The sequence below is a fragment of the Bradyrhizobium barranii subsp. barranii genome, from assembly GCF_017565645.3.
GTDB classification, from domain to species: Bacteria; Pseudomonadota; Alphaproteobacteria; order Rhizobiales; family Xanthobacteraceae; genus Bradyrhizobium; species Bradyrhizobium barranii.
In genome coordinates, this window is sequence record NZ_CP086136.1 from 9,531,050 (window position 1) to 9,556,829 (window position 25,780).

General features: G+C 64.5%; 23 protein-coding genes and 1 pseudogene. 9 read left to right on the plus strand and 15 right to left on the minus strand.

The genetic code is table 11. From position 1 onward, the window contains the following. Window position 1: 1 nt before the first annotated feature. From J4G43_RS46255 to cysG, 11 genes are all read right to left on the minus strand, one after another. A complete protein-coding gene (locus J4G43_RS46255) occupies window positions 2–1,177 on the minus strand; it encodes a DUF3734 domain-containing protein (RefSeq protein ID WP_208088816.1) in 1,176 nt (391 codons plus the stop codon). A gap of 78 nt (window positions 1,178–1,255) precedes the next feature. Continuing rightward, window positions 1,256–1,759 (minus strand): CAP domain-containing protein, encoded by a 504-nt coding sequence (locus tag J4G43_RS46260; protein WP_208088817.1) that lies wholly within the window; start codon window positions 1,757–1,759, stop codon window positions 1,256–1,258. A gap of 93 nt (window positions 1,760–1,852) precedes the next feature. Further along, window positions 1,853–2,887, minus strand: coding sequence for a sulfate/molybdate ABC transporter ATP-binding protein (locus J4G43_RS46265; protein WP_208088818.1), 1,035 nt, complete (start codon window positions 2,885–2,887; stop codon window positions 1,853–1,855). After that, window positions 2,877–3,788 carry a sulfate ABC transporter permease subunit CysW gene (gene cysW / locus J4G43_RS46270; protein WP_208088819.1) on the minus strand — a complete coding sequence of 304 codons (912 nt, stop codon included), beginning with the start codon at window positions 3,786–3,788 and terminating at the stop codon, window positions 2,877–2,879. Before cysW ends, J4G43_RS46265 begins: the two co-directional genes overlap by 11 nt. A gap of 9 nt (window positions 3,789–3,797) precedes the next feature. Continuing rightward, a complete protein-coding gene (cysT, locus tag J4G43_RS46275; protein WP_231145486.1) occupies window positions 3,798–4,583 on the minus strand; it encodes a sulfate ABC transporter permease subunit CysT in 786 nt (261 codons plus the stop codon). A gap of 84 nt (window positions 4,584–4,667) precedes the next feature. Next, window positions 4,668–5,669: a sulfate ABC transporter substrate-binding protein gene (locus J4G43_RS46280; protein ID WP_028148402.1), complete on the minus strand. Its 1,002-nt coding sequence runs from the start codon at window positions 5,667–5,669 to the stop codon at window positions 4,668–4,670. 124 nt (window positions 5,670–5,793) lie between these two features. Continuing rightward, window positions 5,794–6,525 carry a phosphoadenylyl-sulfate reductase gene (locus J4G43_RS46285; protein WP_208088820.1) on the minus strand — a complete coding sequence of 244 codons (732 nt, stop codon included), beginning with the start codon at window positions 6,523–6,525 and terminating at the stop codon, window positions 5,794–5,796. Next, window positions 6,522–7,037, minus strand: coding sequence for a DUF934 domain-containing protein (locus J4G43_RS46290; RefSeq protein ID WP_063980994.1), 516 nt, complete (start codon window positions 7,035–7,037; stop codon window positions 6,522–6,524). The genes J4G43_RS46285 and J4G43_RS46290 overlap by 4 nt, the downstream gene beginning before the upstream one ends. Further along, on the minus strand, window positions 7,024–8,679 hold the full coding sequence (locus tag J4G43_RS46295) for a nitrite/sulfite reductase (RefSeq protein WP_208088821.1): 1,656 nt from the start codon (window positions 8,677–8,679) through the stop codon (window positions 7,024–7,026). The genes J4G43_RS46290 and J4G43_RS46295 overlap by 14 nt, the downstream gene beginning before the upstream one ends. Window positions 8,680–8,709: 30 nt before the next feature. Continuing rightward, window positions 8,710–9,018 (minus strand): DUF2849 domain-containing protein, encoded by a 309-nt coding sequence (locus J4G43_RS46300; protein ID WP_071916679.1) that lies wholly within the window; start codon window positions 9,016–9,018, stop codon window positions 8,710–8,712. Next, window positions 9,015–10,439, minus strand: coding sequence for a siroheme synthase CysG (gene cysG / locus J4G43_RS46305; protein WP_208088822.1), 1,425 nt, complete (start codon window positions 10,437–10,439; stop codon window positions 9,015–9,017). The genes J4G43_RS46300 and cysG overlap by 4 nt, the downstream gene beginning before the upstream one ends. 236 nt (window positions 10,440–10,675) lie before the next feature. Between cysG and cysD the strand changes: the two genes are divergently transcribed. The 3 genes from cysD to J4G43_RS46320 all read left to right on the plus strand — a co-directional run bounded on the left by cysD (window position 10,676) and on the right by J4G43_RS46320 (window position 15,870). After that, window positions 10,676–11,470: a sulfate adenylyltransferase subunit CysD gene (gene cysD / locus J4G43_RS46310; RefSeq protein WP_208088823.1), complete on the plus strand. Its 795-nt coding sequence runs from the start codon at window positions 10,676–10,678 to the stop codon at window positions 11,468–11,470. 20 nt (window positions 11,471–11,490) lie between these two features. Continuing rightward, on the plus strand, window positions 11,491–13,407 hold the full coding sequence (gene cysC / locus J4G43_RS46315; RefSeq protein WP_208088824.1) for an adenylyl-sulfate kinase: 1,917 nt from the start codon (window positions 11,491–11,493) through the stop codon (window positions 13,405–13,407). A gap of 297 nt (window positions 13,408–13,704) precedes the next feature. Then, complete coding sequence (locus J4G43_RS46320) at window positions 13,705–15,870, plus strand: malate synthase G (RefSeq protein ID WP_208088825.1); 2,166 nt, start codon at window positions 13,705–13,707, stop codon at window positions 15,868–15,870. A 157-nt stretch (window positions 15,871–16,027) separates the two neighbouring features. Here the strand turns inward: J4G43_RS46320 and J4G43_RS46325 are convergent, their stop codons facing one another. Next, on the minus strand, window positions 16,028–16,183 hold the full coding sequence (locus tag J4G43_RS46325) for a Thivi_2564 family membrane protein (RefSeq protein ID WP_208088826.1): 156 nt from the start codon (window positions 16,181–16,183) through the stop codon (window positions 16,028–16,030). 273 nt (window positions 16,184–16,456) lie between these two features. Between J4G43_RS46325 and J4G43_RS46330 the strand changes: the two genes are divergently transcribed. After that, window positions 16,457–18,550, plus strand: a complete 2,094-nt coding sequence (locus J4G43_RS46330) for a methyl-accepting chemotaxis protein (RefSeq protein ID WP_208088827.1) — start codon at window positions 16,457–16,459, stop codon at window positions 18,548–18,550. Window positions 18,551–18,752: 202 nt separating this feature from the next. Here the strand turns inward: J4G43_RS46330 and J4G43_RS46335 are convergent. The 3 genes and pseudogenes from J4G43_RS46335 to J4G43_RS46345 form a co-directional block, all read right to left on the minus strand. Continuing rightward, a pseudogene (locus J4G43_RS46335) lies at window positions 18,753–19,816 on the minus strand (IS630-like element ISRj1 family transposase). Window positions 19,817–19,892: 76 nt separating this feature from the next. Further along, window positions 19,893–20,546: a DUF2865 domain-containing protein gene (locus J4G43_RS46340; protein ID WP_208088828.1), complete on the minus strand. Its 654-nt coding sequence runs from the start codon at window positions 20,544–20,546 to the stop codon at window positions 19,893–19,895. Between the two features lie 17 nt (window positions 20,547–20,563). Then, window positions 20,564–21,346 (minus strand): L,D-transpeptidase, encoded by a 783-nt coding sequence (locus J4G43_RS46345; RefSeq protein WP_208073125.1) that lies wholly within the window; start codon window positions 21,344–21,346, stop codon window positions 20,564–20,566. A 205-nt stretch (window positions 21,347–21,551) separates the two neighbouring features. On the opposite strand from J4G43_RS46345, the gene J4G43_RS46350 reads away from it, so the two are divergent. The 5 genes from J4G43_RS46350 to J4G43_RS46370 all read left to right on the plus strand — a co-directional run bounded on the left by J4G43_RS46350 (window position 21,552) and on the right by J4G43_RS46370 (window position 25,771). After that, entirely contained in the window at window positions 21,552–22,664 is a 1,113-nt protein-coding gene (locus J4G43_RS46350) for an AI-2E family transporter (RefSeq protein ID WP_208088829.1), read from the plus strand. Between the two features lie 76 nt (window positions 22,665–22,740). Next, on the plus strand, window positions 22,741–23,112 hold the full coding sequence (locus tag J4G43_RS46355; protein ID WP_071917752.1) for an ElaB/YgaM/YqjD family protein: 372 nt from the start codon (window positions 22,741–22,743) through the stop codon (window positions 23,110–23,112). A gap of 82 nt (window positions 23,113–23,194) precedes the next feature. Next, window positions 23,195–23,650 carry a hypothetical protein gene (locus J4G43_RS46360; protein ID WP_028148388.1) on the plus strand — a complete coding sequence of 152 codons (456 nt, stop codon included), beginning with the start codon at window positions 23,195–23,197 and terminating at the stop codon, window positions 23,648–23,650. A gap of 187 nt (window positions 23,651–23,837) precedes the next feature. Continuing rightward, window positions 23,838–24,980: an OpgC domain-containing protein gene (locus J4G43_RS46365; protein WP_208088830.1), complete on the plus strand. Its 1,143-nt coding sequence runs from the start codon at window positions 23,838–23,840 to the stop codon at window positions 24,978–24,980. Between the two features lie 182 nt (window positions 24,981–25,162). Next, window positions 25,163–25,771: a TetR/AcrR family transcriptional regulator gene (locus J4G43_RS46370; RefSeq protein ID WP_038959396.1), complete on the plus strand. Its 609-nt coding sequence runs from the start codon at window positions 25,163–25,165 to the stop codon at window positions 25,769–25,771. Window positions 25,772–25,780 lie beyond the last annotated feature (9 nt).

Sequence of the window (25,780 nt, forward strand, 5' to 3'; positions counted from 1 at the left end):
GTTATTCGCTCCTTTTTGGCGGGGGCGCGGTGACGTCCCCCGTGAGATCGTAGGTCACCATGGTCTCGCCGGACTGCGGCCGCTCGAGCCAGTCCTTATGGCGCATCGACAAATGCACATCGCGCACGCCGGCTTCCCAATGCTCGACCATGGCGACATGCGAGAAGTCGTAATCCTTCGACGAGGATTCGTAGTTCTTGCTGCGATAGATCAGGTGCACCACGGTGACGGTGCTTTCGCGCGAGACCTTCGCGAGGAATTCGACGGACGGGTCGTTCTTCAGATAGTCCGGCAATTTTCCGATCAAGTCGCGCACGGCCCTGCGAGCGTTGTGCAGCTGCTTGTTCTTGTCGGTGTTCATCCGCGTGCGGCTGGAGAAGCGGATGTCCTTCTCGCGCTCGGTCGCCTCGAGCAGCGAATTCGGCAGATCGCCGCGGGCGCTGAACAGATCGACCTGGAAGATCAGCATATCGCGATTGACCTCGGCATCGAGCACGTAGTCGAGCGGCGTGTTGGAGGCGATGCCGCCGTCCCAGTAATGCTCGCCTTCGATCACGACGGACGGAAAGCCCGGCGGCAGCGCGCCGGAGGCCATGATGTGCTCGGGGCCGATGGTCTTGCCGAGCTTCTTGAACTCGTAATTGTCGAAATATTTGAAGTTGCCCGAGGTGACGCCGACGGCGCCGACCGACAGGCGCGTCTTCAGATCGTTGATGCGATCGAAATCGACCAGGCGCTCCAGCGTCTTCTTCAGCGGCGCGGTGTCGTAATAACTCTCGGCCTGCTTGGTGCCGGGCGGCCAGAGCGGCGCGGGCGGAATGCGCGGCGTGAAGAAACCGGGCACGCCGAAGGTCGCGATCAATGCGGCACTGGTCGAATTGAACAGCTCGCGGCTGTGATCGCTCTTGCCGATCGGCTTCCACGGCACCGGCGCCGACACCATCTCCCAGAATTCCTTGAGCCGCTTGACGCGGGTCTGTCCCTCGTTGCCGGCGATGATGGCGGCGTTGACCGCGCCGATCGAGATGCCGGCGACCCATTCCGGCTCGAAGTCGAAATGGCACAGCGACTGGTAGGCGCCGGCCTGATAGGAGCCGAGCGCCCCACCGCCCTGGAGGACCAGGACGCGCTGCGCCTTCGCGGGGACTGTTGCGACTTCCGGGCTATGATCTGTCATCTGGGAACAATAGCAAAAGGCGAGCCACCGTGGCGACAGTCCGCCGCGGCGTCAATGCATCCCGGGATCAAGTCTGGCTTATCGGGGGTCGGTCGCGGCCAGGATCATGGTCCAGAACACCTTGTATTTGGTGCCAGGAGCATAGCCCGCCGCGATGCCCAGTTTTGTGACACCGCCCTTGAGCATGTTGGCGCGGTGCGGGGGCGAGTCGCGCCAGCCGGAAAACGCTTCCGCCAGCGTATGATAGCCCGCCGAGACGTTCTCGACCGCCACCGTCGCCGGATAGCCGCCCGCGCTGAGGCGCTTGGCCAGCGGTGCGCGGACGTCATGGTCCATCTTGTTGGCCGCCGCCATGGCCTGGGACTGGGATTCGGCGAGCCGCATCAGTTCGGGGTCGACCACGACGGTGCCGAGGGCGTTGTTCTGGCGGTATTGCGAGATCATGATCGCTGCCGCCTGCGCATCGAGCTTGGTGCCCGGGACCGACATGTCGGCATACATCGACGGCTGCTGGACCGGTGCTTCGTTGCCGGCGCAGCCGGCGAGAAGCAAAGTGATGAGTATTGCGGCCGCAGCGCGCATGTTCAGGGGCCCCCAAATGAGGGGCCGTTGTTGCATACCAACCGTGGCTGAAAGGTGAATATTGAGGAAGATTTGAGCTTTCGGCCGAGGCGCTTAGCCCGCAAATATCCGGTAGCGGCGCGGTTCGAGGCCGATCGTGTCGCCGGCGCGCAGTTCCCTGTCGCGGGGAGCGTCGATCTCGATGGTCTCGCCGCCGGATAGCGCCACCTCGGCCCGCTGCACCGGGCCGAAATTCCGGACGTGCTGCACGGCGCCCTCGAAGGCACCGCTCCCGGGCGGGCCGACCAGCATGTCATGTCGCCGCACGAACAGTTTTGACGCGCCAGGCGCAAGACCGTCAGCTGCAAGATTGAGTGGGCGGTCGCCGAGCCTGATGACGCCGCCTTCGACCTGGACCGGCAGCTCGATGGATTCGCCGATGAAGCCGTGGACGAAGGCGGTCGCCGGGCTTTCATAGACGTCGTCGGGCGAGCCGATCTGCTCGATCCTACCCTTGTCCATCACCACGACGCGGTTGGCGACTTCGAGCGCCTCCTCCTGGTCGTGGGTGACGAAGATCGAGGTGACGTTGATCTCCTGGTGCAGCGAGCGCAGCCATCGGCGCAGCTCCTTGCGCACCTTGGCATCGAGCGCGCCGAAGGGCTCGTCGAGCAGGAGGATGCGCGGCTCGATCGCGAGCGCGCGGGCGAGTGCGATGCGCTGGCGCTGGCCGCCGGAGAGCTGGCTCGGATAGCGGTCGGCGAGCCAGTCGAGCTGCACGAGATCGAGCAGCTCCTTGACGCGCGCACGAATGGTGGACTCGTCCTTACGGCCGGCGCGCGGCTGCACGCGCAGGCCGAAGGCGACGTTCTCGAACACCGTCATGTGGCGGAACAGCGCGTAGTGCTGGAACACGAAGCCGACGTTCCGTTCGCGCGCGCCCCGCGCCAGCGCATCCTCGCCATTGAAGGAAACCTCGCCGGAATCGGGCCAGTCGAGGCCGGCGATGATGCGCAGCAGCGTGGTCTTGCCGGAGCCGGACGGACCGAGCAGCGCCAGCAGCTCGCCATTGTCGACCTTGAGATCGACGCCATCGAGGGCTTTGAAGCTACCGAACTGCTTGACGAGATTCCTGACTTCAATGGTCACTTGCGTCGTGTCCTTCGTCGAGGTGACGTTCGAGAACGGTCTTGGCGATCAACGTGATCAGGGCCAGCATCGCCAGCAGCGAGGCGATCGCAAACGCCGCGACGAACTGGTACTCGTTGTAGAGAATCTCGACCAGCAGCGGCATGGTGTTGGTCTCGCCGCGGATGTGTCCGGATACCACCGACACGGCGCCGAATTCGCCCATCGCGCGCGCGTTGCAGAGCAGGACGCCGTAGAGCACGCCCCATTTGATGTTGGGCAGGGTGACGCGGAAGAAGGTTTGCAGGCCGGAGGCGCCGAGCGAGATCGCGGCCTCCTCCTCCTGCGTGCCCTGCTCCTGCATCAGGGGGATCAGCGCGCGCGCCACGAACGGGAAGGTCACGAAGGTGGTGGCGAGCGCGATGCCGGGCACCGCGAACAGGATCTGGATATCGTGATCCCTAAGCCAGCTGCCGAAATAGCCCTGCGCGCCGAACAGCAGCACGAAGACGAGGCCCGAGATCACCGGGCTCACCGAGAACGGCAGGTCGATCAGCGTGATCAGGAAGGTCTTGCCGCGAAACTCGAACTTGGCGATGGCCCATGCCGCGACGAGGCCGAATACGAGGTTGAGGCCGACCGAGATCGCCGCCACGATCAACGTCAGCTTGATTGCAGCCAGCGCTTCCGGTTCGGCAAGCGCAGAGAAATAGGCGAGAACGCCTCTCGAAAAGGCCTGCGCGAACACCAGAACCAGCGGCAGCACGACGAAGACGCTGAGGAAGATCACCGCCAGCGCGATGATGGCGATACGTATTGCGGGCGGCTCGGTGCGGAGGCTGTCGCGTGCCGCAGCGGCGTGCGCACGTACGCGCGCATCGGTCGAAGGCAGCGAGACGGAATCTGCGATCTGCATCGTCATGATCTGCCCTCAGCGCGCCGGGATCCGGCTCTGCGCCCAGCGCTGGAGCCGGTTGACGGCGAAGATGATGACGAAGGAGACGACGAGCATGACCACGGCGATGGCGGTCGCGTCGGCATAGCGGAATTCGGACAGCCGGATCACGATCAGGAGCGGCGCGATCTCGGAGACATTAGGCAGATTGCCGGCGATGAAGATCACCGAGCCGTATTCGCCGACCGCGCGGGCGAAGGCGAGCGCGAGGCCAGTGAGCAGCGCCGGTCCGAGCGAGGGCAGGATCACGCGGATGATGGTCTGCCAGCGGCTGGCGCCGAGGCTGCCCGCGGCTTCCTCGATCTCGGGGTCGAGGTCCTGGAGCACCGGCTGCACGGTGCGCACCACGAAGGGGATGCCGATGAAGATCATGGCGACGAAGATGCCGATCGGCGTGAATGCCACCTTGATACCGAGCGCGGCGAGCGGCGCGCCCAGCCAGCCCGTCTCGGCAAACAGCGCGGTCAGCGCGACGCCGGCGACCGCCGTCGGCAGCGCGAACGGCACGTCGACGATAGCGTCGAACAACCGGCGCCCGGGGAAGCGGTAACGCACCAGCGCCCAGACGATGATGCTGCCCATGACGAGATTGACGCAGGCCGCCGCAAAGGCGAGGCCGAAGGAGACGCGCAAGGCGTTGAGGGTGCGGCGGCTGGACAGGATGTTCCAGAATTGCTCGGGGCTAAGCTCCAGCGATTTCAGGAACAGCCCGGCGAGCGGAATCAGGATGATGATGGAGAGCCAGGAAAGCGTCAGTCCCATCGTGAGACCGAAGCCCGGCAATGTCCGTCGTCGTGCTGCAACTGCGCTCACCAGGCCCCCTGCTACTCCTAAGACGGCGCCCGATCAGTTCTTGTAGATCTGATCAAAGACGCCGCCGTCGGCAAAATGTTCCTTCTGCGCCTTGGTCCAGCCGCCGAAAACGTCGTCGATCGTGAACAGTTCGACCTTGGCGAAGGAGTTTTCGTACTTCTTGGCAATCTCGGCGTCGCGCGGACGGTAGAAATTGCGCGCGGCGATTTCTTGACCTTCCTTGGTATACCAATACTGGAGGTAGGCATCGGCCGCGTTACGGGTGCCTTTTTTATCGGCAACCTTGTCGACGATCGCGACCGGCGGCTCGGCGAGGATCGATTGCGGCGGCGCCACGATCTCGAACTTCTGCGCACCAAACTCCTTCAGGGCGAGATAGGCCTCGTTCTCCCAGGCCAGCAGCACGTCGCCGACGCCGCGCTCGACGAAGGTCACGGTGGCGCCGCGCGCACCGGTATCGAGCACCGGCACCTGCTGGTAGAGCTTTCCGATGAAGTCCTTGGCCTTGTCGGCCGAGCCGTATTTCTTTTGGGCAAAGCCCCAGGCGGCGAGATAATTCCAGCGCGCCCCGCCGGAGGTCTTCGGGTTCGGCGTGATCACCGAGACACCGGTCTTGAGCAGATCGTCCCAGTCCTTGATGCCCTTCGGATTGCCCTTGCGCACCAGAAACACGATGGTCGAGGTATAGGGCGATGAATTCTGCGGCAGACGCTTCTGCCAGTCAGTCGCGGTGAGGCCCTTGTTCGCGACGGCGTCGATGTCATAGGCGAGCGCGAGCGTCACCACATCGGCCTGCAATCCGTCGATCACGGCACGCGCCTGCGAGCCGCTGCCGCCATGCGACTGCTTGATCTCAACGCTCTTGCCGGTTTCCTTCTGATAGGCATTCGCGAACGCCTTGTTGAACTCGGCATAGAGCTCACGCGTCGGATCGTACGACACGTTCAAGAGATTGATGTCAGCGGCGAGAGCCGAGCTTGCCAACAATCCAGTCAAGAGCAGCCCTGCCGCGAGCGGAACGATACGGCGCATCATGTCCATCTCCATTTACCTCGACGACGTCATCGTCATCGATGGCACGCGGGCATAACTCGGGGCGAAACGCTCTCAAGTCAACGGAACCGGATTTTCTTGTTCGTAGCCGGACAGCTCGACTGTGCTACGAAGTCTTCATCGTGTGGATGCCGCATTCTGTCTTGGCTCGGCCGCGCCAGCGACCGGCGCGTGCATCCTCGCCCTCGGCCGTTCTGCTGGTGCAAGGCATACACCCAACCGACAGGAAACCGGACTCCACCAGCGGATGACGCGGCAATTTGGCGCGGACGAAAATGGCTTCGAGTTCCTCGCGCGAGACATTGGCGAAGGGGTTGAACTTCAACCGCGCGCCATCGTCCTCGACCACCGGAATGTCGGTGCGCGCATTACCCTGAAAGCGCTTGCGGCCATTGAGCCACGCATCGAACGGCTTCAGCGCACGCGCCAGCGGCTCGACCTTGCGGATGCGGCAGCAGGCGTCTGGATCGGAGAACCAGAGGTCGCGGTCGGGATCTTCGCGCGACAGCGTCTCCTCGGCAGGCCTGATCGAGCGGACGTCCTTCAAGCCGAGTTCCGCGATCAGCGTGTCGCGATAGGCCAGCGTCTCCTCGAACAGCCAGCCGGTGTCGAGGAAGATCACGGGGATCGCCGGATCGACGTCGGCCATGACCTTCAGCAGCGTCGCCGATTCCGTGCCGAAGGACGACACCAGCGCAAGCTTCTCGCGCCCGACCGCCTGCAACGCCGCGGCGATGACCTCCGCGGGCGAAGCATCGCGCAGCGCGCGATCGAGTTCCTCCGCCGAGGGCAGCGCGGACGCGGACACCGAAGCGACCTGGGGCGCGATTGCGTTCACGTGCCGACACCTTCGGAGTGACGCAGCTGCATCCGCCGGTGCAGCGCGGTGATGCGGCCGTCGCCGGTCGGCTGATAGAACACCGAATAGCGCTTCGCCGTCTGCATGAAGGCTTCCGCGTCGGCCTGCTTCTTGACCTCGAAGGAATCGAAGCCGGCACGCAGCATGAACACGAACTGATCGCGCAGCACCTGGCCGGTGGCACGCAAATCGCCGCGATAATTATAGCGCTCGCGCAGCAGGCGCGCCTGGCTGTAGGCGCGGCCATCGCGGAAGCTCGGGAACACCAATGCGACGACGGCGATCTTGCCGAGATAGGGCACGAGCTCGGCGATATCGCGATTGTTCGGCCAGATCACGCCGACCTTGCCGCCGCGCTTGAGCAGCGCGTCCGCATCACTGAGGAAGCGCTCGGCCGGCACCAGGATGTCGCCGCCCTCGGGCAGCGGCGTGTCGACGGCAAGCTTGACGAAGCTGTCGTCGGCGATTTTTCCGCCGTTAACGAGTGGCATAGACGCGCTCCTTGAAGGGTTCGACGCCGAGGCGCTTCACGGTGTCGACGAACAGCTCCTCCGGCCGCTCGCGCAGCGCCAGATAGGCTTCCACGATGTCCTCGACGACGTCAGCGACCTCGTCAAACTTGACGCCGGGGCCGATCAGATTGCCAAGCGCGGCGCTCTCGTCGGCACGGCCGCCGATGGTGATCTGGTAGACCTCCTCGCCGTTCTTCTCGACACCGAGAATGCCGATATGGCCAACATGATGATGGCCGCAGGCATTGATGCAGCCGGAGATGTTGATATGCAGCCGCCCGATCAGATTGGCGAGCTCATGGTTGGCAAAGCGCCGCGTCAGCTCCTGCGCGATCGGGATCGAGCGCGCATTGGCCAACGAGCAATAGTCGAGCCCCGGGCAGGCGATGATGTCGGTGATCAGGTTGACATTCGGCGTCGCCAGCCCAAGCTTGTCGAGCGCCTTCCACAGCGCCGGCAGGTCGCGCCTGGCAACATGCGGCAGCGCCAAATTCTGCTCATGACCGACGCGGATCTCGCCGAAGGAATATTTGTCGGCGAGATCGGCCAGCGCATCCATCTGCTCGGCTGTGGCATCGCCCGGAGGCGCGCCGATCGGCTTCAGCGAGATCGTGACGATGGAGTAGCCCGGGTTCTTGTGCGCGGCGACCGAGTTCTTGCGCCACGCCTCGAAATCGGGATCGGCCGCGGCCTGGCGCAGCTCGTCCGGCATGTGCGGCAGCTTCTCATAAGCCGGATAGATGAAGCGCGAGCGGATGTCCTCGATCACCTCGTCGTCGATCTGAAGCGAGGAGTTGCGGATATGCTGCCACTCCTCCTCGACCTCGCGGGAGAACTTTTCGATGCCGAGCTCGTGCACCAGGATCTTGATGCGCGCCTTGTAGATATTGTCGCGGCGTCCGTACTGGTTGTAGACGCGCAGGATCGCCTCGATATAGCTCAGGAGATCGCGGCCGTGGACGAAGTGCTTGATGGTCTTGCCGATGAACGGCGTGCGGCCGAGACCGCCGCCGACCAGCACCTCGAAGCCGGTTTCGCCCTTCTCGTTCTTGATCAGCCGCAGGCCGATGTCGTGGACCTTGATCGCAGCGCGGTCGTGATCCGACGCGGTGATCGCGATCTTGAACTTGCGCGGCAGGAACGAGAATTCCGGATGCAGCGTAGTGTGCTGGCGGATCAGCTCCGACCAGATGCGGGGATCCTCGATCTCGCCCGGCGCGACGCCGGCCCACTGATCCGAGGTGACGTTGCGCATGTTGTTGCCGGAGGTCTGCATCGCGTGGATGCCGACCTCGGCAAGATCGGCCAGCGCATCCGGCAGGTCCGAAAGCTTGATCCAGTTGAACTGGATGTTCTGGCGCGTGGTGAAATGGCCGTAGCCGCGGTCATATTTGCGCGCGACATGGGCAAGCTGCCGCAACTGGTTCGACGCCAGCGTTCCGTAGGGAATCGCGACGCGGAACATGTAGGCGTGCAGTTGCAGATAGACGCCGTTCTGCAAGCGCAGCATCTTGAATTCGTCCTCGGTCAACTCGCCCGAGAGACGGCGTTGCACCTGGTCGCGGAATTCCGAGACGCGCTCGTTGACCAGCGTGCGATCGATTTCGTCGTAAGCGTACATGATTAAAGTGCCTTACAGCCCGACCTGCGATTAAACCGGCAAGTCGATGGTCACGCCATCGCGGCGGATCTGCTCGCGCAGATTTCCGGGGACGATCTTGCCGTCCTCGCCGATCTGGACCGGAGCGATATAGGGACCAATCGCGCCGACGTCATCGGCCACGGCCTCGGCGAGCAACGCTTTCGCCTCATCGGAGTTTCGCACGATCGCGGCGTCTGCGAGGTCAGCCGACCAGCCCTTGGCAGCGGTGCGGTAGACGACGACGCCATCCCAGGTACGGTTAGCGGTCACGACGGAGGAATCGCTGATTTTAAGTTTCTTTTGCAAGGGAGAGGTCATTCGGCAGCATCCAGGAGGTCAGAGATGATTTGTTTGGGTGTTTCGCGGCGAAGTGAACCGGCATGCCGGACCACGTCGCCGATGATGAGGATGGCGGGACCGCCATGGGTCCGCCGCACGAGCTCGGGCAGGTCGCGCAGCGTGCCGATCGCGCCTTGTGCGTCCGGCCGCGTGACGCGGGAGAACACGCCGACCGGCGTCTCCGGCGAACGGCCGGCCGCGAACAGGCCTTCGCGGATTGCGGGGGCAGCGGTCATGCCCATGTAGACCACGACGGTCATCTTGGTGTCGGTCAGCGTAGACCAGTCCACGTTCTCGGCATCGCGCGCCTTGTGCGCGGTGAGGAAAGTGATGCGGGTCGCTTCACGGCGATAGGTCAGCGGCACCTCGAAATCGGCGGCGCCGCCGAGCCCTGCAGTGATGCCGGGAATGATCGAATAGGCGACGCCGGCCGCGCGCAGCGCTTCGACCTCTTCGCCGCCGCGGCCGAACACGAAGGGGTCGCCGCCCTTCAGCCGCACCACGCGCTGGCCGGATTGCGCGGCCTCGATCATGCGCTTGTTGATGGCGTCCTGGCCGATGCCGGGTTTGCCGACGCGGCGGCCGACCGGAACGCGCGTGGTGTCGCGGCGGATGCGGTCGAGAATTTCACCCGAGACCAGTTCGTCATGGAAGACGATGTCGGCATCCTGGAGCGCGCGCAGCGCCTTGATGGTGAGAAGATCAGGGTCGCCGGGCCCGGCGCCGACCAGCGCGACCGAGCCTTCCGGCTTGTCGGCACGCGCGAACGCGGACGGATCGGAGATCGCCTTGATCGCGGCGTCGGCCTCGCCCTTGCGGCCCGCGAGCACAGACGCGCCAATCGGACCGTCGATGACGCGCTCCCAGAAGCGGCGGCGCAGCGGAAACTCGGCGATGCGCTCGTTGATGGATTTGCGGAAGCCGCCGATGAACTCGGCAAGCTCGCCGATGCGGGCCGGCAGCAGCGCCTCGATCTTCTCGCGCACGCGCCGCGCCACCACCGGCGAGGTTCCGCCGGTGCCGACCGCGACCACGACATCGCCGCGATCGACGATCGCCGGGAAGATGAAGCTGGAATGTTCGAGATCGTCCATGACGTTGACGGGCAGGCCGAGCGCCTTGGCGCGCGCCGACATGGCAACGCCGACATCGCCCGCGCCGGCGCAAACGATGGCAATGACGCCCGAGAGATCGGCGGTGAGCGGATCGCCAGTGGCGATTTCAACCCGCGCAGCGTCTTCGGAACTGAGGCTCAGGTCCTGATTGCCGTCGATCGCATGCACGCGGATGCGCGCACCGGCAGCAGCGAGCACGCGCAGTTTGGCGCGCAAAAGCTCACCCGCGCCGATGAGTACCACCGGACCGGCCTTGAGATCGAGGAACACCGGCAAGAACCGCATGCGATACTCGCTCCCCCCACATCCGGGGTTGACTGGAATTATTTTCTATATATGTGTCGTTTCGAGCGCGCAAAGAGAAAATTTTTTCTTCTCTTCTGCACCGCAACTATAGAAAATTCGCCTCCAAACGCAAAGTGGCAGAGATGCATCTTCTCAGGACCGATTCCGGTGCAGATGGACGGGACTTCCGGGCTCCCGTTTCCGAGCAAATTCCCGTCGGGCTGACCGCCCCCAGCATGGACCATTTGGACCAGCTTGAGGCGCAGAGCATCTACATTTTCCGCGAGGCCTTCGGCCGCCTGAAGAAGATCGCCCTGCTGTGGTCGCTCGGCAAGGACTCCAACGTCATGATCTGGCTGGCGCGCAAGGCGTTCTTCGGCCGGCTGCCGTTCCCGGCCCTCCACGTCGATACCGGCAAGAAGTTTCCGGAGATGTATCGCTTCCGCGATCACTACGGGAAAGAGTGGGAGCTCGACCTGCGCGTCGAACCCTGCCCGCCGATCGATGCCGTCGACCCAACGCTGCCGCCGGCGGCCCGTTCCGCTGCGCGCAAGACCGAAGGTCTGAAGATGGCGCTCGGCAAATTCGGCTTTGACGGCCTGATCGCCGGCATCCGCCGCGACGAAGAGGCGACGCGCGCCAAGGAGCGCGTGTTCTCGCCGCGCGGGCTCGAAGGCAATTGGGACGTGCGCGATCAGCCGCCGGAGTTCTGGGATCATTTCAATGCGTCGCCGCCGCAAGGCGCGCATTTGCGCATCCATCCGATCCTGCATTGGACCGAGGCCGACATCTGGGCCTACACCAAGCGCGAGAACATTCCGATCATCCCGCTGTATCTCGCCAAGGACGGCAAGCGTTACCGCTCGCTGGGCGATCAGGACATCACCAATCCGGTCGCGTCTACCGCGTCGACCATCGATGAGATCCTGGTCGAGCTCGAGCAGACCAAGGTGCCGGAGCGCGCCGGCCGCGCGCTCGACCACGAGACCGAAGACGCCTTCGAGCGTCTGCGCGTCGCCGGCTATCTCTGATTCAAGGACGCAACGCGGCTATGAACATGATCGTCACCCCCGCTTCGCCCGCCACTCCGAACGGCACCACGCGTCCGCAAGTCCGCATCGTCATCGTCGGTCATGTCGACCACGGCAAGTCGACGCTGGTCGGCCGCCTCCTGCACGAGACCGGCAGCCTGCCCGACGGCAAGCTCGAGATGCTGAAAGCCGTCAGCGCGCGACGCGGCATGCCGTTCGAATGGTCGTTCCTGCTCGACGCGCTCCAGACCGAGCGCGATCAGGGCATCACCATCGACACCACGCAGATCCGCTTCCGCACCAATTCGCGCGACATCGTGCTGATCGACGCGCCCGGCCATGCCGAATTCCTGCGCAACATGATCACCGGCGCCTCGCAGGCCGACGGCGCGGTGCTGATCATCGACGCGCTCGAAGGCGTGCGTGACCAGACCCGGCGGCACGGCTATCTGCTGCACCTGCTTGGCGTGAAGCAGGTCGCGATCGTCGTCAACAAGATGGACCGCGTCGATTTCAGCGCGGATCGCTTCAAGGAAATCAGCGACGAGATCTCGGCGCATTTGCAGGGCCTCGGCGTGACGCCGACGGCGGTGATCCCGATCTCGGCCCGCGATGGCGACGGCGTCGCGGAGCGCACCGACCGCGTCGGCTGGTACAAGGGTCCGACCGTGGTCGAGGCGCTGGATCGGCTCGAGCCGGCGCGTCCGCTGGAAGCCCTCGCCCTGCGCCTGCCGGTGCAGGCGATCTACAAGTTCGACGACCGCCGCATCGTGGCCGGCCGCATCGAATCCGGCAGCCTCATTGCCGGCGACGAGATCGTGATCATGCCGGCCGGCAAGATCGCCAGGATCAAGACGGTTGAAAGCTGGCCGGTAACGCCGGTCGCGGGACGGCAGGGCGCGGGGCGCTCGGTCGGCATCACGCTCGACCGCGAATTGTTCATCGAGCGCGGCGACATCGTCGCGCATGTCGGCTCCGCGCCGAGCGAGACGCGCCGTCTGCGAGCGCGGATCTTCTGGCTGCACGACAAGCCGCTCGCCAAGGGCGACCAGCTGCTGGTCCGCTGCGGCCCGAAGGAAAGCCGCGCCACCGTCGTCGCCATCGAGAAGGCGGTCGATCCCGGCGAGCTGTCGAGCGTCGAGAACAAGGCGATCAGCCGCAACCATGTCGGCGAGATCGACATTTCCCTTTCGAGCCCGATTGCCGCTGATCCCTACACCGAGAATCCGCGCACCGGCCGTCTCGTGATCGAGGTCTCGGGGCGCATCGCCGGCGGTGGTCTCGTGCTGTCGGTCGATGCCGGCCAGCGCGCCGTGCCGGTCGACATCGTGCCGGTGGAATCGGCGCTGCGGCCCGACGAACGCTCTGCGCGCTACCGCCACAACGGCGCCGTGGTCTGGCTCACCGGCCTGCCGGCGTCCGGCAAGTCGACGCTGGCGAAGGCGCTGGAACGGCGGCTGTTCACCAATGGCGGCTCGCCGATCCTGCTCGACGGCGACACGCTGCGCGCCGGGCTCAACAACGATCTCGGATTCTCCGCCGCCGACCGCAGCGAGAACATCCGCCGCCTCGCCGAGGTCGCGACCCATCTCGCCCGCAACGGCCACATTGCGATCGTCGCCGCCGTCTCGCCGGCCCGCGAGGACCGCGCGACCGCGCGACGCATCGCCGACACCGCGTTCCGCGAGATCCACGTCGCGACGCCGGCAGAGGTCTGCGAGGATCGCGATCCCAAGGGCCATTACAAGAAGGCCCGCGCCGGCGCGCTGGCGTCGTTCACCGGCATCGGCAACGACTACGAGCGACCCGAGGCTGCCGAGCTCGTGATCGACACGTCGGCCCGCACGGTTGCGGACGCTGCTGACGAGATCGAACGAATGCTGAAGACCACCGGCGTGCTGTTCGACGAGCTCGTGGACCTCGCCGCGAATATTTGAGGCCGTCCGATTTTCCCCGGCTGTCGTCGCCCGGCTTGACCGGGCGACCCAGTATTCCAGAGACAGCATTGGGTCACGGGGAAGCCGCGGCGTACTGGATTCCCCGCCTTCGCGGGGAATGACACCGGTGCGTCGGGCTGCCCACCACGCCTTGACATTTTGACAACTTTTGGAGGCCTTCTCACGGCCCCGATTTTGGGGCTAATAGGCCCTGAAAGCCGCCCCCTATGAGCGCATTTTGCTGCTGTCGGGTCAAAAGCAGCCAAAAAACAGCCATTTCCAACAAGAAAGCCCATCATGAAACGCGTCGACGCCCACGGATTGAAGATCGCTCCCGTCCTGTTTGACTTCATCGCCAAGGAAGCGGCCCCGAAAACGGGGATCGCGCCGGACGCGTTCTGGGCCGGGGTCGCCGCCATCATCAAGGAGCTGGGGCCGAAGAACCGCGCGCTGCTGGCGGTGCGCGACACGCTGCAGGCCAAGATCGACGACTGGCACCGCGCCAGCAAGGGCAAGGCGTTCGACCTCGATGCCTATACCGCCTTCCTGAAGGAGATCGGCTATCTCGTTCCGGAGCCGGCGACGCAGAAGGTCGAGACCGCCAATGTGGACGAAGAGATTGGCAAGATCTGTGGCCCGCAGCTCGTCGTGCCCCTCACCAACGCGCGCTATGCGCTGAACGCGGCGAACGCGCGCTGGGGCTCGCTCTATGACGCCTTCTACGGCACCGACGCGATCCCGCACGACGCTGCCGAGAGCGGCAAGGGTTACAACAAGGCGCGCGGCGACAAGGTGATCGCCAAGGCCAAGGCATTCCTCGATGCCGCCGTGCCGCTGGCGACCGGCAGCCACACCGACGTCACCGCCTACAGCGTCGTGGCGGGCCAGCTCGCGGTGAAGCTGAAGAGCGGTAATGCGACCGCACTGAAGAACGCTGCGCAATTTGCCGGCTTCCAGGGTGATGCGGCCGCGCCGAGCGCCGTGCTGCTCGCCAACAACGGCTTGCACGTCGAGGTCAAGATCGACCGCAGCAGCGTGATCGGCAAGGACGATCCCGCCGGCGTCGCCGATATGATCATGGAGTCCGCGGTCTCGACCATCCTCGACATGGAAGACTCGGTCGCCGCGGTCGATGCCGAGGACAAGGTGCTGGTCTATCGCAACACGCTTGGCCTGATGAACGGCACGCTCTCGGCCGATTTCGAGAAGGGCGGCAAGACGCTGACCCGTTCGCTCAATGCCGACCGCAGCTACAAGACGCCGGACGGCAAGGGCGAAGTGAAGCTGCATGGCCGCAGCCTGCTGCTGATGCGCAATTGCGGTCACCACATGTTCACCGACGCGGTGCTGGACGAGAAGGGCGAGGAAATTCCGGAAGGCCTGCTCGACGCGGCCGTCTCCGGCCTGCTAGCGATCCACGACCTCAAGGGCAACTCCAAGGTCAAGAACAGCCGCACCGGATCTGTCTATATCGTCAAGCCGAAGATGCACGGCCCGGACGAGGTGTCGCTGACCTGCGAGATCTTTGACCGCGTCGAGAAGATGCTGTCGCTGCCCGAGAACACGCTCAAGGTCGGCATCATGGACGAGGAGCGGCGCACCACCGTCAACCTCAAGGCCTGCATCCAGCGCGCCTCCAAGCGCATCATGTTCATCAACACCGGCTTCCTCGACCGTACCGGCGACGAGATCCACACCTCGATGGAAGCGGGCCCGATGATCCGCAAAAACGAGATGAAGGCGCAAGCCTGGATCAAGGCCTATGAGGACTGGAACGTCGACATGGGCCTGATCGACGGCCTGCCCGGCCACGCCCAGATCGGCAAGGGCATGTGGGCCGCGCCCGACAAGATGGCGGACATGCTGCAACAGAAGCTCGCGCATCCGCAGGCCGGCGCCACCACCGCCTGGGTGCCCTCGCCGACCGCGGCGACGCTGCACGCCCTGCACTATCACCAGGTCAACGTCACCGCGCGCCAGCAGGAGCTCACCAAGGGCGGCCCGCGCGCAAAGCTCTCCGACATCCTCACCATCCCGGTGTCGAAGTCGAACTGGGCGCCCGACGACGTCAAGCAGGAGATCGACAACAACTGCCAGGGCATTCTCGGTTACGTCGTGCGCTGGATCGACCAGGGCGTCGGCTGCTCCAAGGTGCCTGATATCCACGATGTCGGCCTGATGGAAGACCGCGCGACCTTGCGCATCTCGAGCCAGCATCTCGCCAACTGGCTGCACCAGGGTGTCATCACTGAGGCGCAGGTGATGGAATCGCTCAAGCGCATGGCCGTCGTGGTCGACAAGCAGAACGCCGGCGACGCCATCTACAAGCCGATGGCGCCCGCCTTCGACGGTGTCGCGTTCAAGGCGGCCTGCGACCTGATCTTCAAGGGGCGCGAGCAGCCGAACGGCTACACCGAGTACATCCTCACCGCCCGCCGCCGCGAGGCCAAGGCTGCGGGCTAAAGCCCGATCATTCAAACACCAAAGCCCCGGCTCGCGCCGGGGCTTTTTTGTTGCGGGCCGTAGCCCGGATGGAGCGAAGCGCAATCCGGGACCGGCGTTGCTTGGGGCAGGCCCCCGGATTTCGCTGCGCTCCATCCGGGTTACACGTCCCGCCCCGCTAAAACACCGTCAGATATTTCAGCAGCGATACCACGCCGATGATGATGACGACCACGCGCGCGATCTGCTTGGCGCGACCGTCCGTGGGCAGCATGTTGATGAGATAGAGCACGAGAATGACGACGAGAAAGGTGACGAGTACGCCGACCAGCATCGCAAGGACCCCCCTTCAGGCAAATTGCTACGGTGTTCTAACGCCTATCTCCCGCGCAGGTTCCATCACGGCAACCCACTGCAACTTCTAGTAAATACGTACTTCTACGATCAGCCGGCCTGCCTAAAACTTTACCCTTTTCGTTTCAGATGCAGAAACCGTTTGGGTGATGCGCCGCAAACGGCATGCGATTGCCGATCTGCCTGCCCCTCCGTTTTTGATGTTGCCGGGGCGTCTCGACGAACTTTGCAATGGGAATTTAGGGGGGCTTCGATGCTGAATCGTCTGACCGTGTCCGCGCTGCTGAAGGCGGTGATCGCCATCACGTCGGTCTGTGTGGTGATTGCACTCTCGCTCACCGCCTACGCCTCCTGGGACCGCCTCAAGACCGCCAACCGCATCTCGCAGATCGCCGACGCCTCCGCCGATCTGTTCAAGGCGATGCACAATCTGCGCACCGACCGCTCGACCACGTCCCGGCTGCTGAACGCGACCGAGCCGATGGACTCCGAGATCGAGAGATATCTGCGCGCGCTGCGCGATGCCCAGATGCCGGCGATGGCCCGCGCGCTCGAGCTGCTGCCGAGCATCGACTTCCCGCAATCGGGCGCGCTGGTGCCTGAGCTCGCGCGGCTCTACAAGCTGCTGGGCGAAGAGCAGAAGCAGTTCTGGGAGGATGTTGCCAAACCGAAGGACCAGCGCCGCGCCGGCCTGACCAAGGAATACATGGAGACGACGCAGGGGCTGCTCGACGTGCTCGACAAGCTCTCGGGCGTCCTCGCCGCCACCGTCAACCACCAGGATGCCGTGATCGACCAGTTGCTGTCGATCAAGCAGAGCGCCTGGCTGCTCCGCAACACCGCGGGCGAGGCCTCACTGATCGTCTCGACCGGACTTGCGGCCGGCAAGATCTCGCCGGAGGGCCGCAACAACTATACCCAATTTGTCGGCGGTACGGCCGCGATGTGGAAAGCGCTGGAATTGTCGACCTCGGGCATGCAATTGCCGCCCGCGCTCGCCTCGGCCATGACCACGGCCAAGACCGCTTATTTCGAGCCGCAATATCTCACCCTGCGCGACCGTCTCGCGGACACCCTGGTCAAGGGTGAGAAGGCCGAGCTGACGGCCAACCAGTGGAGCCCGCTCACGGTCGGCCGTATGGCCAGTGCGGTCGCGGTGGCCGAAGCCGCGCTCGACGCCGCCCGGAGCTACACGCAGGAGCAGCGCAGTACCGCACAGCGCGCGCTGATCGTGCAGCTTGCACTCCTGGCGCTCGCCATCGGCCTCGCCGTCGGCGCGGTCATGCTGGTCAGCCGCCGCGTCATCCATCCCCTCAACACCATCCGCGACGCCATGCTCAAGGTCGCCGGCGGCGACCTTGCCGTCGACAGCGGCTATCTCGACCGCCAGGACGAGATCGGCGCGCTTGCCGGCGCGCTGGAAACCTTCAAGCAGCAGGCGACCGAGAAGCTCAAGATCGAAGAGCATGAGCGCGAGCGCAATGTCGGCGCGGCCGCGCGCCAGCGCGCCGTCGAGACTTATGTCGGCGAGTTCGAGGGCGCGGTGCGCAAGACGCTCGGCGAACTGAGCGAAGCGTCCGGCGAGATGCGCAAGACCTCGGGCGACCTCTCCGCGGTGTCGCGCCAGACCAACGACCGCGTCCAGGTCGCCGGCAAGGCCTCCAACGACGCCTCCATGAGCGTCGACAGCGTCGCCGCCGCGGCCGAGGAGCTGTCTGCCTCGATCAACGACATCAGCCAGCAGGCGGCGCACGCCGCGGGCATTGCCAGCCGCGCCGTCAACCAGGCCCGCGAGACCGACGGCACGGTGCAAGGGCTGGCGCAGTCCGCAGGACGCATCGGCGAGGTGGTCGGCCTGATCAACACCATCGCGGCGCAGACCAATCTGCTCGCGCTCAACGCGACGATCGAAGCCGCACGTGCGGGCGAAGCCGGGCGCGGTTTCGCGGTCGTCGCCTCCGAGGTGAAATCGCTGGCCAGCCAGACCGCAAAAGCCACCGAGGAAATCTCCGGGCAGATCGCCGACATCCAGCGGGTGGCGAGCGACGCCATCAACGCGATCCAGACCATCGGTGGCATCATCGGCGAAGTGAACGAGGTCGCCACCGCGATTGCCGCCGCCGTGCAGGAGCAGGGTGCGGCGACCCAGGAGATCACGCGCAGCACGCAATTTGCGGCACACGGCACCAGGAACGTGTCCGACAACATCACCGGCGTGAAGGCCGACGCGGATGCTGCCGCCGGTGCGGCGGACAACGTCAAGCAGGCCTCGGAAACGCTGGAGACGCAGAGCCGCCAGCTCGGCCAGCAGGTCAGCGACTTCCTGGGGAAGATCCGCGCGGCGTAGGACTTGCGGATTGGATAGAAAGCTGCCGCTACACCTTCAGTGTCGTCCCGGCGAACGCCGGGACCCATAACCACAGGGAGAAGTTGTCGCGCGAGCTGCTAACCACGTGCCTTCGTCAAACCGCTTCCTGTGGTTATGGATCCCGGATCTGCGCTCCGCTTGTCCGGGACGACAGTGGAGATCGAGGCGCTAGTACCCGGAATCAGAGCTGAGTGATACGGCGGCCTTTGAAACGGCGTTGACGGACCTTTTTCTTGGTCCAGACGAAGGGCTCGGCTCTGTCGTTGTATGCGTTGACGTAGGCATCGATGTGTTCCTGAAGCTGCTTGAGGCTCGTGAAGGAGGTGCCGCTGAGCGACTGCCCCTGCAAGATGGAAAACCATACTTCGACCTGATTGAGCCATGACGCACTTGTCGGCGTGAAATGAAATTGCACGTTGGGGTGGGCCTTGAGCCAGTCCTCGTTCTTTTTATGGGTGTTGAGGTTGTCGAGGATGACGTGAAGCTTGCGGTTCGGAAAAGTCGCGGTGACGCTGTTCATGAAATCGAGAAACTCGACGCGGCGCCGGCGTTTTGAATGGGTCGCGATGATCTTTCCGGTGGCGACTTCGAGCGCCGCAAACAATGTTGTGGTGCCATGCCGCTTGTAATCGTGGCTTTGGCCGGTCAAGGCGCGGCCATTGGGCAACTTCAGATAACCCTGCGCTCGCTCCAAAGCCTGGATCGAGGGCTTCTCGTCCACGCACAGCACAATGGCCTTCGCCGGCGGCGCGACATAGAGGCCGACAACATCGGCGGCTTTGGCCGTAAAGTTCGGGTCGTTGCTCTCGCACCAGGACTTGCGAGCCACCAGGTCAATCTTGTGGCTGCGCAGGAACCGCCAGACATATTGGACATCGACATCGCCCAGCGCCTCGGCCAGCAGGGGCCGGTCCAGCGCGCAAACCCTTGCGGTGGCGGCTTATCCAGCAGCTTCAGAATCCGCTTGTCGGTCGTCTTCGTATAGATCGGCTGCTTGCCAGGCCGCGGCTTGTCTTGCAGCCCTTCAAGGCCATGGTCGGCATAGCGATGCCGCCAAAGGCTGACAATCCGCGGCTGGACCCCAACTTCCTTGGCGATCGACCGGGTGCTGCGCCCATCCGCCGCCAACAGAACTATCCGCGCCCGCTTCAAATCGCGCTGCAACGTCACCGGTGAGCGACAGCACGCCTCAAGCACCTTGCGATCTTTCCTCGAAAGGTGGACTTCTCTTGCTTCGGGTATCATCCCGACCTTGAATCACGACTCACGTTCCAAGAAAAGTGGGTACTAGCGCCGCAACCTACTTGAGGCCGCACCGCCCCTACTCCTTCGCGACCACCGGCACCTGGCGGAACCTGGCGCGCACCGACTCCGGCAGCGGCGAAAAATTCATCGCGACGCCGCGGCGGTCGTTGGCGTTGCGGTTGGCGACCACCAGGCCATCGCTGCCCGCGACGATGTCGCCCTTGCGCAAAGTCGGATCGTCCTCGACCTTAACCTGGGCGAGGCCGACCGGATCCTTGCCGTTGCAGGTGCAGCCCGCGACGATCTCGTTGCGGAAGCGGAACGCATTCGGCAGGTCGGAATAGGATTTTCCCTTGTCCGTCGTGGCGTCGTCGATGTTGCTGCCATAGACCAGCGAGGTTTCGGACGTCGGGCAGAAGCTCTTGCAGGATTTCGCCTTGCTTTCGGCGTCGTTTCCTTGCGCCGGGAAGTAGCGGCCATCGCAACCGCGCACGCAATAGGCGATGCCGCCGCCATAAGAGGCCCGCTGGCGCGGCGTGTCGTAGCGCGGCATGTCATCGGTCGGGAACGGCATGCGGATCTCCGGCGCTGAGCGCGCGCGGAAGCCGCCGAACAGCGCCGAGAAGAAGTCTTCCGCATGCGCCGACGGCGTCAACGCGAGGCCGAACGAGGCGACGGCGAAGCACGCCGCCGCGCCACCGGCCAGTTTGCCGATCGAACGTCTCTTCATATGACCTCGCCCAACTCTCAATTCACTGCCGACGTCGTGATGTTCAGCGCCTGCCGTCCCGAAGGCAGCGTCGTCACCGGCGGACGCTTGCGTATGGGGTCGCCGCCCCTGTCGTATCCCTTGGCCATCAGCGGGGCGTTCTTCGGCAGCACCACCACCTTGGCGCCGACATTGACGCGGCTGAACAGGTCCGTGACGTCCTCGTTGGTCATGCGAATGCAACCGGAGGACACGAACTTGCCGATCGTGGTGGGATCGTTGGTGCCGTGGATGCGGTATTCGCTCGAGCCGAGATACATCGCGCGTGCACCGAGCGGATTGCCGGGACCGCCGGCGACGAAGCGCGGCAGATAAGGCTGACGCGCGATCATCTCAGCCGGCGGATGCCAGTCCGGCCACTCGGCCTTGCGGCTGACGCTCTGCACGCCGGCCCAGGTGAAACCTTGTCGGCCGACGCCGACGCCGTAACGGATCGCGCGGCCATTGCCGAGCACGTAATAGAGGTAAGTGTTGCCGGTATCGATGACGATGGTCCCGGCCGGCTCGTTCCGGTCGAAGCTGACGATCTGCTTGCGCAGCCGGTCGGGCAGCGCGGCATCCTCGTCGGCGGCCTGCGGCGCCGCGTTGACATAACCCCGCGAATAGCTCGGGTCCTGCGGATATCCCTGCGGCTGCATCGGTGCATAACCGAGCGTCTGGGCCTGTGCCGCGAAGGGCACGGTCAGCAATGCTGTCGCGAAGGCAATGGCGGTGGTGGCGCGCAGCGAGAAGCGGCGACGGACTGGAGAGAACCTTGTCATGTGCTGCCCCGTTGGAAGTGCATCAGGGTGATGCGGCTTCCCAACAACGCAGCTGGACCGACTCAAGTTCCCCCGCTCGCTGCGGCGGCGACGTCACAGTCAAGCGAGCAAAACTTCACGAAACCGCGATGGAACCGGAACGTCCGCCCGGACGTTCTACTGCCAACAATGGGCGCGCGGAGGCTTCCGTGCGGGAGGAGATATTGTGCGCGTCCTTCCCACTGAACGTCTGATTTCCGGCAATAACGAGGGCGCCCCGCTTCCCGACAGTCATGTCGAGTTGCCGCCGCTGATCCGCCGCACCGAGTTTGTCGCCTTTGCGCTCGCCGGTCTGTTCCTGATTGCCGTGGTCGCCGTGCTCTACGTCGCCAGGGCATTCTTCCTCCCGGTCGTGATGGCGGTCGTCGCCGGCACCATGTTGTCGCCGGCCGCCAGCTTTCTCGAGCGGCGGCATGTGCCGCGCGCCCTCGGCGCCGTGCTGATCGTGATCGCGGTGACGACGGTGGTCGCCTTCGTCGTCGCGCTGATCGCCGTGCCTGCGATGGAGTGGAGCTCGCGCCTGCCGGAATTGGGCGCGCAGTTGAAGGAGAAGATGCACGTCTTCGACCGGCCGCTGGCGCTGTGGAAGGAATTGCAGACGATGGTGGGCGGCTCCGAGGGGCTGCCAAGCCTTCCGCTGCCGAAAGCCGAATGGGTGCAACCGACGCTGGAATTCCTGTCGCCGACCTTCGCCGAATTCCTGCTGTTCTTCGCCACGCTGATCCTGTTCATCGCGAGTTGGCGCGACCTGCGGCGGGCGCTGATCATGAATTTCGGCGATCGCGATGCGCGGCTGCGCACGCTGCGGATCCTCAACGAGATCGAGGTCCATCTCGGCAACTATCTTTTGACGGTGACGCTGATCAATGTCGGCGTGGGCATCGCAACCGGCATCATCTGCGCCGTCACCGGCATGCCCAATCCGGCCGGGCTCGGCGCGCTTGCGGCGGCGCTCAACTTCATCCCGATCATCGGACCGATCGCGATGTTCGTCATCCTGGTCGTGGTGGGGCTCGTCGCCTTCCCGACCATCGGCGGCGGACTGATGGCGGGGCTCGCCTTCGGCGGCATCACCTTCCTGGAAGGGCACTTCGTCACGCCGACCATCATCGGGCGCAGGCTTTCCCTGAACGCGCTTGCCGTCTTCATCGCGCTGGCCTTCTGGACCTGGCTGTGGGGACCGATGGGCGCATTCCTGTCGTCGCCGCTCCTGATCGTCGGGCTGATCCTCAAGGAGCATCTGCTGCCGGAGAATTCGCCGCAGCTGCCGCAGGCATGACCGGTTTCCCCGAACGGAACTTACCCGGGCACGAAACGTTTTCCGGCTATCTCAGCCGCCAACAGCTTTGGAGCTCCTGATGTCAACCAACGGCGAAACCGGGATGAGAGACTGGACCGACAAAGCCACCAGAGAACGCCTCGAGAAGGATGTAGCAGCCGTGAAAAGCGATATCGCCGCCCTCACCGATCAGATCACCGAAGCGCTCAACACCTTTGCCAATTCCACCAGCAAGCAGGCCCGCCGTGGCTATCGCCAGGCCCGCGAGAGTGTGGATTCCGCGGTCGACGACATGTCGGATCGCGGCAGCGCCATGATGGAAGCTGCGCAAGACGCCTACGGCTCGATCGAGGAAACGCTGGAAGACGCCATCACGCAGCGGCCGCTCGCGACCGTCGGACTCGCGCTCGGCATCGGCTTCCTGATCGGTGTCGCCTGGCGCCGGTAGCGTGGGCGCAGGACCTTGACGTTGTTAGGGCGGCGCTGTCGCGCCGTCGCTGCCGGCTTGCGGGGATCTGAGGAGCAAGGCCATGTTACAGCGCATCATCGACGGCATCAGCGCATCGACGGGCGCGACCGTCCGCCTGACATCGCTCGCCGCGGGCGCGGCACTCGCGCTCTTCATCACCACGGGCTTTCTCTGCGCGGCCGCCTTCATCTCGGTCCTTCAGACCTACGGACCGGTGCAAGCCTGTCTCGCCGGCGCCGGCATCTTCTTCCTGCTGACGCTTGCCGCGGCGGGGAGCTATTGGGGCTACAAGCGGGAGATGCGGAAGCGCGCCCGGATCGCCGCCGAGCGCGCCGCGAAGTCGGCCGCTTCGAGCATGCTCGCCGACCCCATGCTGCTCGCGACGGGCCTCCAGATCGTTCGCGCCATCGGAATCAAGCGGCTGCTGCCGATCCTGGCGATCGGCGGCGTCGCCCTTGGAATTATGGCGAGTCGCGCCGGCGCATCCGACGAAGCCTCGGCTGAACCGGCCGAATAGCGGTCGAAGCGCTAAGATAATTTCGTCGTCGGCGGAACGAGCGAGCTTGCGGGAATTCCATCCGGCGATCATGCGCAATTTTGCGCCAGATTGGACAATTCCAGCCCCCCTCACGCAAACGCTACTCGGATAGGCGGGCGGTTGCCGCTAAAAGCAGCGCCCGAGATTCCAAAAGTCATTTTCCGCCATGAAACCGTCCGTCAAGGCGAACCTCGCCGCATTCCATCACGATGCCAGATTGTATTTGACGCTCGGCATTGCCAACTGGTCGGTGTTCGTCGACCACATCCCGAACAACGTCGTTAATCTCCTGACGCTGCGGAATTTCGGCTTCAGCGGCGCCGCGGACCTGTTCGTGTTCGTGGTGGGTTATGGCGTCGCCATCATTCACGGCAGGATGGCGCTGGAGCGCGGCTACGTCGTCGCGGCGACGCGCATCTTTCGTCGCGTCTGGCGGCTCTACGCCGCCTATGTCGTGCTCTTCGTGATCTACATCGACACCATCGCCTATGTCGCCTCGCAATCGATGGCGCCGGAGATCATCCACGAATACAACATCTCGGGCATTCTCGATCATCCGCTGCGCATCCTGGTCCGCGGCCTCGTGCTCCAGGAAGAGCCGCTGAACCTCGACCTCCTGCAACTGATGATCCCGCTGATGGCGTTCTTTCCGTTTGCGCTATGGGGATTGTTGCGGCGGCCGAACCTGACGCTGGCGGCATCGGTCGCGCTATACGTTGCGGCGCGCTGGTTCGACTGGAATTTCCGGGTCTATCCGGACCAGGACTGGACCTTCAATCCGCTGTGCTGGCAGATGCTGATGGTCCTGGGCGGCTGGTTCGCCGTAACAGGCGCCTCCGGACGCGCGTTGCACAGCATGTCCTGGCTGCGGATCCTCGCGGGTGCCTATCTCATCTTCGCGATGGCCGTCACCTTGATGCGGCATTCGCCCGCGCTGGCCGTCTATTTGCCGGACTTCGTCGTCAACAGCATCGCGCCGACAGACAAGGAAAACCTCGCGCCCTATCGCGTGATCCATTTCCTCGCGCTCGCCTTCCTCGCGACCCATCTCATTCCGGCCGACCACCCCGGCCTGAAGTTGCGGCCGCTTCAGGCGGTGATCACATGCGGCGAGGAATGGCTCGCGGTGTTCTGCGTTGCCGTGTTCCTGTCCTTCGCCGGCCATCTCATCCTGATCACCGGACCGAACCTCGTGGTGATGCAGATCGCGGTAAGCCTAGTTGGCTTCGCGGCGATGACGGCCGTGGCCTATTACATCTCGTGGTCGAGGCGGCAGGACCTTCCGGCCGCCCTGCGGCAGCAGGCCTAGAGCTCCGTTCCGATCTAATCGGAACGGGGCTCTAGATTCCTGTCTTGACGTGTTTTCTTCACGCGGACCGGTATCCACTTCGCTCGAAAACGCTCTAGCCAAATAATCGTGCGATTCTGCTAGGCCGAGACCTGTGGCTGCGCTATGCGGGGAGCCTCTGCGTGAGGGGACCGGGCGAGGCGATGGCAAAGGGCGGGGGTGATGAGGCTGACAGCGCGCCCCGGCGCGGCCGGCCGCGATCGATCGAGACCACCAACGCCATTCTCGAAAGCGCCTATGCGCTGATGGCCGCCACCGGCCTTGCCGCCACCTCCATCGACGCCGTCGCACGCCACTCCAGCGTCTCCAAGATGACGATCTACAAATGGTGGCCGTCGCGGGAAGCGCTGCTGATCGACGCCTTCCTTCATCATGCCGCGCAGATGCTGCCGCTGCCGCCTGCGAGCTCCGGCAGCCCCGCGGCGCGCGCACGCCGCCATGCCGCGGCCTATGCCGAGGCGCTCCAGGGCGAGTTCGGCAAGGTGCAGCTCGCCGTCGTCTCCGAATGCATTTCCAAGACCGGCTCGGCGGAGCTGTTCTATGCCCGCTACCTGCAATTCCGCCGCGACGCACTGGTCGAGATGATCGCCGCTGGCCAGACGGATGGCAGCATCCTGGCGGAGGGAGCGCCCGAGGATCTCTACGACGCCATCTATGGCAGCCTGTTCTACCGCTACGTCTTCGGCATCGCACCGATCACACCGGCCTACGCGCGCAATCTGGTCGACCTGGTGCTGCGGCCGAAGGGTTAGAGCATGATC